Raw genomic sequence first — 12,511 nt, 5'->3', positions numbered from 1 at the left:
CACGCGCCCGCCGCGGCCGGGACGTTCACTCCCGCTCGACTCAATCCCGCTCGACTCAATCCCGCTCGACTCAATCGCGCTCGACTCAATCGCGCTCGGCCGACAGCGCCGCCAGCTCCCGTTCCACCGCCCGCTCGTGCGCCTCGGCGTCCTCGCGGGCCCGCTTCGGGCTCCACCGCCCGGCCATCACGAACACGAACGGCACGAACAGCACCTGGCCACCGACGCAGATCCACCACCAGTCACGCCACTGCCCGGGCCCGTCCGCGGACGCCTTCTGCACCTTGGCACCATAGGAGTCGAGCACCGCGAGCTGCGGCTGCGCCTTCGCCACCACGGCCAGGCCGTCCGGCCCGACCTGCTGAACGGCCTGCGCGGTCAGGGCCGCCGGGGCCTTGCCGGGCGGGTACTTGCCGAGTTCCGCGAACAGTTGCGGGTGCTGTTTGACGATCGCCAGCGCGGGCCCTGCCGCCTGCGAGGCCGCGGTGACCTGCGCCCCGTGGTCGACCAGCGGCGTGACCGAGGTGACCAGCACCGGGATGAACGCGGCCGACACGGCGACCACGATCCGTACCGTCCAGCCCCACACCGCCAGTCCGGTCGCGGTCGCCGCCGGGTTGCGCTTCTCCACGGTCTCGGTGAAGCCCGCCATCCACGGCCCGTAGGCGATGCCGCTGAAGACCCCGATGCCGATGAAGAGCCAGGCGAAGGTGTAGTAGCCGGTGCTCTGGTGGGTGGCCCGGGAGGCGAACACCGCGGTGACCGCGATCGATCCGACCGCGCCGACCACCATGAACGGCTTGCGGACCTTCAGCCGGTCCGAGAGCAGCCCGACCGCGACCAGGGCGATCGCGTTCGCCGCCCAGTACCAGTTGGCGAGGGCGTTCGCGCGCTGCTCGCTGTAGCCGAAGGTGGTCGCGAAGTAGACCACGAAGTTGCCGACGGCCGCGTAGTACAGCAGCAGGAACAGCGCGATGGCCAGTGCCGAGCCCGCCACGTCCAGCCGCAGCATCCCGCGCCACTCGCCGCGCCGGGACGCGGCGGGCTCGATGCCCTTGGCGCGCGCCTCGACCAGCGCCCGGTCCCGCAGGCTGACCATGATCTGGTCGCGGACCGCCGGCGCCAGCTCGCGCAGCGCCACGAGCGCGACCACGAACACCGCGAAGCCCGCGATCCCCGAGTAGCGCAGCTCGTCCTGCCAGCTCGCGCTGTCCAGCGTGTGGCTGGTGACCATGGTGACCACGAGGCTGCCGATCACCGGCCCCATCGTCCAGTACCCCATCGCCGTGGCCCGCCCGAGCTGCGGCGAGAAGTCCCTGATCAGCGCGGGCGTGGCCACCAGCACGATGCCCTCGACAAAGCTGACCAGCGCGAAGAGCACCAGGTAGGTGGCCTTGCCGCCCGCGTGCGGCAGCCCGAAGAAGACCAGCCCCGACGCGACCAGCAGCCCGTAGACCACCATGTTCGCCCGGCCCCACCGGTCGGCGAGCCCGGCCAGCAACGACGCGAACGCGCCGACCGCGTTGCCGATCACCGACACCCACACGAAGTAGCGGTACGTCATCCCGAAGTGCGTGATGATCGACGTCGCCACGGCGTACTGCACGTAGAGCATGTAGTAGAGCACGATCGTGGTGAGCACCACGATCGCCAGGCAGCCGATCCGGCGCGCGGTGGGCGGGTAGCCGACCAGGTCGCGCCGGTAGAGCCGGGTGAGCGCGCCGCGGGGTCCGGCGCCGGGTGCGCCGGGGCCGGGTCTGTCGGCTTCGAACGAGGTCGGGGTTGCGGACATACGGCTCCTCCTGGAGTGCTGGACCCCGGGCACACGTGCCGCGGGACCACGGCCGAGGTTGCGGTGAGGGTAGTACCGACCAGTCGGTATGCCTAGAGGGTGCGCGCATCCGGAACGGGGGGAAGGCGCGCCGCTCCGGACCGCGCGCCTGTGACCGCCTACGGACTTTGTGGAAGGGTCGTAACAAGCCCTGTGGGACTGCTGGTTCACGATGGCCGGCGCCGACAGATCTCGGATACGGTGCCGGCATGGTTGCGCACGGGGGGCAGGACGAGGGCCGGAGCTTCGACCTCGACGGGAGCGGCGCGACACCGCTGACCTCGGAGGACCCGCGCCGGATCGGACCGTTCCCGGTGGTCGGGCTGCTCGGCGTCGGCGGGATGGGCCGGGTGTACCTCGCGGTGACGGAGGACCGCTACACCGCGGTCAAGCGGGTCCATCCGGTGCTGGCCCAGGACCCGGACTTCCTGCGCCACTTCAAGCACGAACTCGACAACCTGGCCAGGCTTCCCGCGGGCGTCAGCGTCCCGCTGCTGGCCACCGACCGCACCGCGAACCCGCCATGGTTCGCCACCGAGTACATCCCCGGGGTCACCCTCACCGAGGCGGTACACCTGCACGGCGGACCGCTGCCCCGGGCGGCGCTGTGGTACCTGCTGCGCGAACTGGCCGCCCGGCTCAAGGCGTTGCACGCCCTGGACATGCTGCACCGGGACGTCAAGCCGTCCAACGTGATGCTGACGCTCGACGGGCTCGCCCTCATCGACTTCGGCATCGCGCGGGCCGCCGACCAGAGCCGGCTGACCAAGACCGGGATGGTGCTCGGCACGCCCGAGTACATGGCACCCGAACAGGCCGAAGCCGTACGCCCGTTGACCGCGGCCGCCGACGTGTTCGCGCTCGGCAGCCTGCTCTTCTTCGCGGCGACCGGCGCCTCGCCCTTCGGCCCGGGCTCCGGCCTCGAAGTGCTCTACCGCATCGTGCACACCGAGCCGGACCTGTCCGCGCTGCGCGGCCTGGACCGCGAACTCGCCGACCTGGTCGCCGCGTGCCTCGACAAGTCCCCCGCCGCCCGGCCCACCGCGGCGGACCTGCTCGACCGCGTCGCGGAAGGCGCCGCTCCCGCCGCCGCCGACTGGCCGACCGCGGTCGCCGAACAACTGGAGCGCCGCGCCGCGTTCGCCGCCGCCGTGCCGGCACTTGATGAACTCACCTCCGCCACGGTGGACTTGAAACCGGCGCCTCCTGCCGCGCCGGCCGCGGCGATCGCGGGGGCGGCGGCGACCGGGCAGGAAGGCACGTCGGCGGAGCCGCCACCCGCCGGCCCTCCGGAAGCCGGCGGCGACCCCGAGAAGCGCGTACGCCCGCCCGAAACGCCCAAGCGGCGCTCCCGCAAGCTCGTCCTGATCATCCCGATCGTCCTGGCGGCGGGCGGGGTCTCCGCCGTCACCCTCCTGCCGTACGCGTTCTCGCACACCGACGGGAAGCCGGCCGCCGCTCCCTCGTCGGGGCCGTCCGTGTCGTCGTCCGCCGACCGCGGCGGGCCGTCGTCCTCGGCGCGCCCCGGCCACTCGACATCGGCGTCCGCGTCGACCTCGGGGCACTCCTCCGGCGCGGGCGCGAAGTCGGGCGCGACATCGGGCGCGGGCTCGAAGAAGTCGGGAACGGGGTCGGCGGGCGGAACCGGCGGCTCGCACAGCGGCGGCAGCGGCACCAGCGGGGGAAGCGGGGGCACGTCCGGGGGCGGGTCGTCCTCGTCGGGGGGATCGTCCTCCGGCGGGTCGAGCGGGGGAAGCGGAGGGAGCGGGGGCACGACGAAGATCGGCTCCGCCGGGACCTACCGCATCAAGAACGCGTCCAACGGCCGCTGCCTGGAGCTGGACACCAGCACCGGCAACGGAAGCATGTTCGCGCAGACCGGTACCTGCTCCCCGGAGAACAGCCCTTACTACGAGTGGACCTTCAAGCCCGCTTCGAGCGGCACGTTCGAGGTGATCAACAAGGGCAACGGCTACTGCCTCACCGGCTTCCTGTCGGACAACTGGGTGAGCGCGGCGCCGTGCGGTTCGACCGGCCAGTACTGGCGGATCGGCAGTGCGAAGTCCGCCGGCAGCACCCTGGAGAACACCAGCTCCTGGCAGTGCATGAATCTGGACACCGAGGCGAAGGTGACCGCCTGCAACGCCTCGTCCTCCTCGCAGCTCTGGAGCTACGCAGGCAAGGGCTGACCCGGCAGCGATCCCGGGGCACCGATCCCCGCACAGCTGCGCCAAGCTCCCAAGAGGCCCCGCCCCACCGGATGTCAAGGAAACCTTGACAACGCGGGCGCGTCAAGGTCTCCTTGACGCGGCGCCGACCCCGCCGCTTCCCGCCGACGGGCGCCGGGCGGCCTCGGACCGCCGCGGACCGCCTCGGACCGCCGCGGCACGACACCCACGAAGGCAGACAACGATGAACAGCGAGGAACTGCTCGACGCCCAGGAGGCCGCTCGGGTCCGTGAGGGAGTCGCGGAGGCCGTCCTGCGGGCCCCCGAAGGGCTGGCCGAGTCCCTGGAAGACGACGCGACGGGCTTCCTGCGCCTGGTGGACGCCACCCGGATCGGCGCCGAGGAGACGAACCGGCTGCTGCGCGAGGCGGTCCAGGGCGCCCGGGCCGCGGGCCACAGTTGGGACACCGTGGGCCGGGTGCTGGGCGTGAGCCGGCAGGCCGCCCAGCAGAGGTTCGCCGGCAAGGCAGCCGACGCCATCTCCGCCGGCCCCGGCACCCAGGGCCCCGGCGCCCACAACCCCGACGGTCCGGAGCGACGCGTCCTGACCCCGCTGACCGCGTTCAACGAAATGGCGGCGCTCGCCCAAGCCGGCGCGGACGGTTGGCAGTTGGTCGGCTACGGAGCCCTGTACCACGAGGTCGAGGCATCCGACCGCCGCTGGGAGCACTGCCGGGTCACGATCGCGGCCGCCGCCCGGCGCCGGCGCATGGAGGCCGAAGGGTGGGTCCCGGTCGGCGCGGGCTGGTTCCCCTGGCGCTACTACAAGCGGCCGCTGCACCAAGCCGCGGCAGACTGTTGAAACGCCCCCGATGAAACGCCCCCGAGCCGTGCCCGGCACCGGCTCGGACTCCGCGAGCCGCTACCTCGAATCGGTCTCGTCACGGCGCCTGCGCTATGTTCCCCGCCATGACCGAGCTAGGACCAGATGTCTGGCCGCCCGCCCCGATCAGGACCGAGCGGCTCGTGCTCCGCGAACCCGAGGCCCGGGACCGTCCGGCGATCGTGGAGCTGTTCTCCTCACCGGAGGTGGGCACCTACACCGGTGGCGCCCGGCCTCGCGAGGAACTCGAGCGCGCGGTGCCCGAGGTGCCCAGGCGGCGCCCCGGGCTCTTCGTGGTCGACCTCCACGGAGCGATGATCGGCATCATCGAACTCAACCACCGTGACGCGGACCATCGCAGCCAGGTCCGACCGGATGACGGCGAGGCCGAACTCGGCTACCTCTTCCTGCCGCGGGCGTGGGGGCACGGGTACGCCGCCGAAGCGTGCGCGGCGGCACTCGACTGGTTCGCATCCGCGCTTCCCGGCGAACCGGTGACGCTCGTCACCCAGACCGCCAACGACCGCTCGATGCGCCTCGCGGTGAAGCTGGGGTTCGTCGAAGCGCAACGGTTCGAGGAGTGGGGCGCCGCACAGTGGTTCGGCCGGTGGTCCTCTCCCCCAGCGTCCGCCTGACCCGCGGCCCCTGACGGCACACACCCGGGCCGGCCGATCCGAGGACCGGCCGGCCCGTCCGCCGGCTTCCGACGCTCGGCGCCGGGTGAACCACCGTACGGATCAAGCTCAGCGGCTGCCCGCGCCCGTCACGAGGCGGTGCAGCTGAGCGCGGGCACCGTGAACGCGCCGGTGGCGGTGCCCTGCAGGCCGAACGTGGTCGAACCCGCCGCCGGCAACGCGCCGTTGTACGACAGGTTCGTCGCCGTCACGGCGCTGCCGGACTGCGCGAGGTCCGCGCCCCAGCCGCTGGTCTCCTGCTGGCCACCGGGCCAACTCCACTTCACCGTCCACCCGTTCACCGCCGCCGCACCCGCGGTGACGGTCACGGTCGCGGTGAAGCCGGCGTCCCACTGGTTGTCCACGTGCAGGGCGGCGGTACACCCGCCGCTCCCGGCCCCTCCGGTGTCCCCGCCGGTCGAGCCCGCGGACGTGCCGGACGAGGTGCCCGAGGAGGTGCCCGACGACGTCCCCGCGCTGGTGCCGCTCGACGTACCCGAAGACGTGCCCGAGGAGGTACCCGACGACGTGCCCGACGACCCGCCGCCGGACGTACCGCCACCGTCGAATGCGGGTGCCTTGATGCTCGCGAGATACCCGTCCTTGACCGTGTCCACGGTCTGCCAGTCGCCCTCCAGGATGCCGCCGGTGTCACCGGAGTCCGGATTCCACGACCAGAACGTCCAGTTGAAGCTGTCCCCGCCGTACGTGGACGTCGGACGCAGGTACGTCACCAGCGCCTTGAGCCACTGCTGGTCGGTGGTCGACTGGAGCGTGGTGCCGAACTCGCCGACCCACACCGGGGCGATGTTCTGCTCGAAGAGGTAGCCCCAATACTTCGACCAGATCCCGGGCATGTTGGCCGGGAAGGTCGGGTCGTCGAACCAGCTCTGCTGCGCGACGCTGGTGGCGTAGTCGTGCGCGGAGTACACCACCCGGTTCGGCACGTCGAGTTCGACCGGGTACTGGCCGGCGCCCATCAGGTTGCCGCCCCACCACCCCGAGGTGCCGTTGTAGGTCTGGATGCCCTCGACGAAGATCAGCAGGTCCGGGTTGACGCCGAGGACCGCGTCGCCCGCGCGCTCGGCGGCCAGCCGCCAGTCGATACTGGTGTCACCGCAGCCCCAACAGGCCGGATCGTGCGGCTCGTTGTGCAGGTCGATGCCGATCACCGCCGGGTTGCCCTGGTAGCGGGTGGCGAGCGCCTTGAGGTCGGTGATCCAGGTGCTCTCCGGGACCGACGCGGTGTACCAGAGCGCGGACTGCCCGCTCGCGTCGGGCCGGTGCCGGTCCAGGATCACCCGCAGGCCGATCGACCCGGCGTAGTCGATGATCTTGTCCATCACCTGGAGCGAGTCCAGGCCCTGGAGGTCGGCGTTCATGTTGTAGAAGTTGATGCTGTCCGGCATCGTGCCCGGCTTGAAGATGTCATCGCTGTACGGCAGCCGGATGGTGTTGTAGCCGAGCGACTTCATCTGGTCGATCATGCTCTTGTAGTCGCGCGCCCAAAGGCCGTGCGCCACATGGTTGTCGGTCTCGAAGCCGAACCAGTTGACGCCCGCGATCCGGACCGGCTGGTCGTTCGCGTCGAGGATCTGCCGGCCGCTGGTGTGCCAGTAGCCGGTGCCGGCGTCGGCGGTCGTGGCGCGCCCGCCGGCCGCGGCGGGGTCGGCGGCGGCCGTCGCGGACGGCTGGCCGGCCACCGCGAACAGCGCCATCAGCGCGGCCGCGACGAGGCCGGCGAGCACGGCTCGCAGCCGGGCGGGCGTCACGCGCGTTCTCGTGGGGCTCGGGGAGGTCTCGGGGCTCGGGGAGCCCGGGTAGGGGACCACGGTGGTGATTCCTCTCGGTGGGGGGAGGGCGCGACGGAGGAGCGGTGAGCTGTGGGAGCGCTCCCAAGCCGCGCCACCCTGTATGGAAGCGAGGTTGGGCTTCGGCCGTCAAGGGGCCGCGCAGGGTTCAAGAGGTGAAGCGGAGAGGGGAGTTGGCGAATACCCGGGCCGGGCCGAGCGGGTGGGGCGAACGCGTGGGCCCGGCTGCGCGGGTGCGACCGGCCGCACCCGCGTCCGTCTCCGCGCCACCGCCCCCCTACCTGTGACCGTGCGTGTTCGCCGGGGTGAATAATGCCCCGCATGGACCAGGGACTTGCTGCGTTACTGGGTGCGACGGTAGGTGTCGTCGGGACGGTCGCGGCGTCGGCGATCTCCAGTGGGGCGACGCGGCGGCAACTGGAGGGGCAAGCCAAGGTCGAGCACTCGCACTGGCGCAGGCAACTGCGGCGAGAGGCGTACAGCGCCTTCCTGGCCCCGGCCAACGAGTCGCGCACTGCTCTGAAGATGGCCGCACGAGCCCTGGTCGGCGATGCCCCGGATATGGCGGAAGCCGATCGGCAACTCAGGATCGGGCAAGATCAGTTGGCTCTGGTGCAGGCGACTTGGGCCGGCCTCGCGGTCGAGGGGCCCGAGTCGGTGGAGCAGGCGGCCCACAGCGTCCACCTGGGCCTCCACTCGATGCATACGACTCTTCTCGCCTGGCGCGACTCCTCGGGCGCCCCGGATCACAACGTCAACTTCGTCGAGCGTCACGCCGTCGAGGTGACCATGGTCTCCGAGCGCCTCAGCAGCTTCACGTCGGCTGCTCGCACCGCCTTGGACGACACCGACCTTCTGCCAAGCAGGCCCCACTGAGGGTGCGGCGCCGACGGCGAGAACCGCTGCCAGTCGTCTGTGAGCACCTCGGTGTTCACGCCGATCAGCGTGCCGCAGGGCAGCGACACGAGTGTTTGTCAGCACTTCCTTTGGGCGCCAGCACGCCGGCGTTTCGGGGCTCCACTGCCGTACCAAGCCGATCCGGCTCCACCGGTACGCCGCGACAGTCCACGCCCGGGTCAGGAGGGCCTGCGCATCGCTCTCTTGTGGCGTGATCGGACATCGGATGACTTCGTTCCGGACCGGTAAGGGGGCACGTTTGCGCGGTATCGAGCCCGAGGACTGGACGGTGTTCGGTCGCCGGGCCCGCAACATCGCGCCGAAAGCCACGATCGGGCACGTCAGAGCAGATGGAGCACCTCGGCCAGCGCACCGGGACGCCGGTCGACGGGCAACGGATCGACCAGGTGGACCCGGCACCCCAGCGTGGCAGCGCCGGTGTCCGCGACAGGCTCGTCTCCCACCATGAGTGCATCGCCGGGCGCAACGCCGATCTTGTCGCACGCCATCTGGAAGATCCGGGGATCGGGCTTCTTCACCCCGCACTCGAAGGAGAGGAAGTAGGCGTCCACGAGGTCATCGACACCGTGGTCGCGGAAGACAGGGCGCATGTCCCAGCCGATGTTGCTGACGACAGCGACCGGGATGCCTCGCCCGCGCAGGGCGCGGAGGGTTTCCTCGGTGTCGGGGTAAGGCAGCCACGCCCCGGACACTTGGGAACGTTCGTACAGGGCCTCGGCCAGGTCGGCCGCGGGCAGATCCGCTTCCCGGGCAAGGGCCGTGAAGGCAGCCCGGTGTCGTTCGGCGGTCAGATCGCGCTCCCGCCACAGTGCCTCCAGACGGGGCGGCACTGTGCGCGGAGGAACCCCTCCGGGTTGAGCCCCGAACTCTTCCAACCGGCCGACGCACGCGTCGAGTTCACCCTCGGACACGTCCAGACCGGCCTTCGTTGTCACCGCGCGCAGCCACTGCGCGGCAGATTCGATCCGGAAGAGGGTCCCGGAGAAGTCGAACATCACGCCCTTGATCATGCAGCCGATCCTGGCGGCGTCGACGAGCCGGCCGCAAGCCCGAGACGCGCACATCTTCAACCCGAGCAATCCACCAACGTCCTCAGGCACTTGAGGCCCTTGATGCTCTTGAGGCCCTTCAGGCCCGAAGTGGGGCCCACACAACTCCGCGCACTGGAGCCGAGACAAGTGCTTGTCGGGTGCGTCCGTTGGTGAGGTAGGTAGCCTGCCTTCATGGTTGCGGGCGAGGGGGCCGAACACGTCGGTGCCGATCTTGAGGGTCAGGGCTGGGGTGCGACGCGCGCCTGGGTGGAGAAGGGGCTGGGCGAGGCGGAGCGCATCGAGGAAGTCGTGCGGTTGCGTGGCGGCTGGACGTCGGAGATGCGCCGTCTGGACATCCGCGGGCCGGGCGGTCGACGCTCGCTGGTCCTGCGGTCCTTTGCCAAGCCCTTCTTCGTTCGGCACGCGGAGGGCCTGCTGACCCGCGAGGCAGCCGTGCTGCGCCTGCTCGGCGACTCGGACGTGCCCGCGGCCTCGCTCGTGGCGGTGGACGCGACGGCGCAGTACTGCGACCACCCCTCCTTGCTGATGTCCCTGCTGCCCGGGACCGTGCGCCTGGGCGATGAAGGGGCCGATCGGCGTGCCGAACTGCTGGCCCGTCAATTGCTGCGCGTCCACCGGCTGCCGGTGACCGCGGAGGCCCGGCCTCGCACCTATCAGGCATGGACCTCTCCCGAGCGGGTGAGCCCACCCGAAGGCACCGAGCGGCCTGAGCTGTGGCAACGGGCCGTGGACGTGATCCGCCGCGAGCCCCCGGAGTACCGGGCCTGCTTCCTGCACCGGGACTTCCATCCCGGCAATGTCCTCTTCACGGGCGTCGGCGGCGACGACGGTCTGCGGATCAGCGGCGTCGTCGACTGGGTGGAGACCTCCTGGGGGCCGGCCGACCTGGACGTGGCCCACTGCTCGACGGCCCTGGCCCTGCTGCACGGAGTTCCCGCGGGCATGCGCTTCGCCGACCATTACCTTGCGGCGGGCGGGACGCCGGCCGAAGACCGCGCCGCTCATCTCTACTGGCGTCTGCTGGACGCGTTGGCCTTCGCTCCGGACGCCGAGAAGGTCGCCGTCCCCTGGCGCGAGGTGGGGCGTACCGATCTGACCCCCACCGTGCTGACCAGGCGGCTGGAGGGATACCTCCAGGCGCTTTTCGACCGGTACGCGTGAATCCGGATCGGTAGCCTGCGGGCAGGGAGCCGCGGTCGGCGGGGCTGTCATGCCGCGGGTTCTTCGGGGCGTTCGACGAGGCGGCCGCGTGCGAAGCGGGCTGCGGGGCGAACCAGCGCGACGGGACGGGGTGCGGCCCCGGCCCGCCGTCGGGCCCGGGCGGAATCGCCCTGGCACTGTTCGCCACCCGACCGCACAGGGTCGTCGGTTAGGCTTACCTAAGTGCCTGGCGGCCCGGGCGTGCAACGCGGAGGCCGCCCGGAGCGTGCGCACGGCATGCACGAGGCACACGGACAGCCGAGCGCGCGAGACAGCGCGAGGAAGCGGGCGCATCGATGGCGGAACGACCGCAACGCAGGACCCCCACCCCGAAGCGCGCGACCGTACTGCGCGGCGAGAGGATCACCCCGCACATGGTCCGGGTGGTGCTGGCCGTGGACCCGGCCGCCACCCTGGACATCGGGGAGTACACCGACCACTACGTCAAACTGCTCTTCCCCGCCGAGGGCGAGGCCTTCCCCGAGCCGCTGGACATCGAGGCGATCCGCCGCGACCAGCCCCGGGAGCGCTGGCCCCGGACCCGCACCTACACCGTCCGGTCCTACGACCCGGGCACCCGCGAGATGGCGGTGGACTTCGTGGTCCACGGCGACGAGGGCGTCGCCGGTCCCTGGGCGGCCCGGGCGCAGGCCGGCGAGGTGCTGTACTTCAGTGGTCCGGGCGGCGGGTACACCCCCGACCCGGCCGCCGACTGGCATCTGCTCGCCGGCGACGAGAGCGCGCTGCCCGCGATCGGCGCCGCGCTCGACCGGCTGCCGGCCGACGCGACCGCGAAGGTCTTCATCGAGGTCTCCGGGCCCGAGGAGGAGCAGAAGTTCGACGTCGGCCCGGGCACCGAGGTGGTGTGGCTGCACCGCGGCACCGGCCAGGTCGGCGCCGCGCTGGTCGAAGCGGTCACCGCGCTCGACTTCCCGGCCGGCCGCGTGCACGTCTTCGTGCACGGCGAGGCCACGTTCGTCCGCGACCTGCGCCGCCACCTGCGCCTGGACCGCGGCATCCCGCGCGAGGACCTGTCCATCTCGGGTTACTGGCGCCGCGGCAAGGACGAGGACGGCTGGCAGTCCTCCAAGCGGGAGTGGAACGCGGAGGTCGAGCGCGAGCAGGAGGGCGCGCCGGCCGCCTCGTAACGGCAGGGCGTACGGGAGGCGGCACCCGCCGAAGGGTGCCGCCTCCCGCCCGGTCCCGGATGCCCCGGAGGATCAGACGGCCTTCTGGTACGACCGCAGGGTGCGGGTGGAGAGCCAGACCGCGGCCAGGGCGAGCGCGACCAGGGCGCCGCCGCGGGTGAGGACCAGCGAACCGTCCGGGTGCGCGGCCATGGCCGAACGCCCGGCGACCAGCGCCCAGTTGACGGGGTTGACGGCAGCGACGTGCCGCATCCAGGCGGGCATCAGGCCGGGGGCCATGAAGGCCGAGGAGAGGAAGGTCAGCGGCAGCAGCAGGAAGGTGTTGATGCCGATGATGCTCTCGCGCTGCCTGACCAGCATGCCCAGCGCGTTGGAGAACGCGCCGAAGACCGTGCCGAGCAGGACGGACGCCACGACGAGCAGCGCCAACCCGCCGACGCCGCCCGGGTAGTGCGCCCCGCCCGCCTTGCCGAGCAGGATGATCACCACCGACTGGAGCGCGGTGATCAGACCCTGCTGGACCACGCCGGCGTTCATCAGGGCGGCCCGGCTGACCGGGGTGATCAGGAAGCGGTTGAGGGTGCCGCGCTCGATCTCCTCCAACATGCCCATGCCCGCCCACATGTTGGAGGACACCGCGCTCATCACCACCACCCCGGGCACGAGGTAGTCCAGGTAGGAACCGGCGCCGAAGCCCGGCAGTTCGACGACCTTGCGGAAGAGCGAGCCGAACAGGAAGAGCCAGATGACGGGTTGGACCAGCGTGATGACGACCACGACCGGCTGGCGGACGATCGCGACGATCTGACGCTGCGTCATGTACCAG

At 71.5% G+C, this 12,511-nt stretch carries 10 protein-coding genes; 6 read left to right on the top strand and 4 right to left on the bottom strand.

The genetic code is table 11. From position 1 onward, the window contains the following. Positions 1-85: 85 nt before the first annotated feature. Positions 86-1,792 (bottom strand): MFS transporter, encoded by a 1,707-nt coding sequence (locus ACIPAE_RS15970; protein WP_366412200.1) that lies wholly within the window; start codon positions 1,790-1,792, stop codon positions 86-88. A 248-nt stretch (positions 1,793-2,040) separates the two neighbouring features. On the opposite strand from ACIPAE_RS15970, the gene ACIPAE_RS15965 reads away from it, so the two are divergent. The 3 genes from ACIPAE_RS15965 to ACIPAE_RS15955 all read left to right on the top strand — a co-directional run bounded on the left by ACIPAE_RS15965 (position 2,041) and on the right by ACIPAE_RS15955 (position 5,517). Next, the gene (locus ACIPAE_RS15965) at positions 2,041-4,020 is read left to right on the top strand and encodes a protein kinase (protein ID WP_402445580.1); all 1,980 of its coding nucleotides are present in this window, start codon (positions 2,041-2,043) and stop codon (positions 4,018-4,020) included. A 223-nt stretch (positions 4,021-4,243) separates the two neighbouring features. Next, positions 4,244-4,861 carry a hypothetical protein gene (locus ACIPAE_RS15960; RefSeq protein WP_402445578.1) on the top strand — a complete coding sequence of 206 codons (618 nt, stop codon included), beginning with the start codon at positions 4,244-4,246 and terminating at the stop codon, positions 4,859-4,861. Positions 4,862-4,968: 107 nt separating this feature from the next. Beyond that, entirely contained in the window at positions 4,969-5,517 is a 549-nt protein-coding gene (locus ACIPAE_RS15955; RefSeq protein ID WP_402445576.1) for a GNAT family N-acetyltransferase, read from the top strand. A 128-nt stretch (positions 5,518-5,645) separates the two neighbouring features. Here the strand turns inward: ACIPAE_RS15955 and ACIPAE_RS15950 are convergent, their stop codons facing one another. Further along, positions 5,646-7,274, bottom strand: a complete 1,629-nt coding sequence (locus ACIPAE_RS15950) for a cellulase family glycosylhydrolase (protein ID WP_402445914.1) — start codon at positions 7,272-7,274, stop codon at positions 5,646-5,648. 414 nt (positions 7,275-7,688) lie between these two features. Here ACIPAE_RS15950 and ACIPAE_RS15945 point away from each other — a divergent pair, with 414 nt between their 5' ends. Beyond that, positions 7,689-8,243 carry a hypothetical protein gene (locus ACIPAE_RS15945; RefSeq protein WP_329371311.1) on the top strand — a complete coding sequence of 185 codons (555 nt, stop codon included), beginning with the start codon at positions 7,689-7,691 and terminating at the stop codon, positions 8,241-8,243. 362 nt (positions 8,244-8,605) lie between these two features. On the opposite strand, the gene ACIPAE_RS15940 is transcribed toward ACIPAE_RS15945, so the two are convergent. Continuing rightward, complete coding sequence (locus tag ACIPAE_RS15940; RefSeq protein WP_402445574.1) at positions 8,606-9,295, bottom strand: HAD family hydrolase; 690 nt, start codon at positions 9,293-9,295, stop codon at positions 8,606-8,608. 213 nt (positions 9,296-9,508) lie between these two features. Here ACIPAE_RS15940 and ACIPAE_RS15935 point away from each other — a divergent pair, with 213 nt between their 5' ends. Continuing rightward, the gene (locus ACIPAE_RS15935; protein ID WP_402445572.1) at positions 9,509-10,498 is read left to right on the top strand and encodes a phosphotransferase family protein; all 990 of its coding nucleotides are present in this window, start codon (positions 9,509-9,511) and stop codon (positions 10,496-10,498) included. A 335-nt stretch (positions 10,499-10,833) separates the two neighbouring features. After that, the gene (locus tag ACIPAE_RS15930) at positions 10,834-11,685 is read left to right on the top strand and encodes a siderophore-interacting protein (protein WP_402445570.1); all 852 of its coding nucleotides are present in this window, start codon (positions 10,834-10,836) and stop codon (positions 11,683-11,685) included. A gap of 72 nt (positions 11,686-11,757) precedes the next feature. Here ACIPAE_RS15930 and ACIPAE_RS15925 read toward each other — a convergent pair whose 3' ends face one another. After that, positions 11,758-12,504, bottom strand: a complete 747-nt coding sequence (locus ACIPAE_RS15925) for an ABC transporter permease (protein ID WP_329374422.1) — start codon at positions 12,502-12,504, stop codon at positions 11,758-11,760. Between the last annotated feature and the right edge of the window lie 7 nt (positions 12,505-12,511).

It is taken from the genome of Streptomyces sp. NPDC087270 (genome assembly GCF_044744625.1).
In the GTDB taxonomy this organism is placed as follows: Bacteria; Actinomycetota; Actinomycetes; order Streptomycetales; family Streptomycetaceae; genus Actinacidiphila.
Note: the sequence above shows the minus strand (reverse complement) of the source record. Positions and strands in the feature narration are given on the sequence as shown.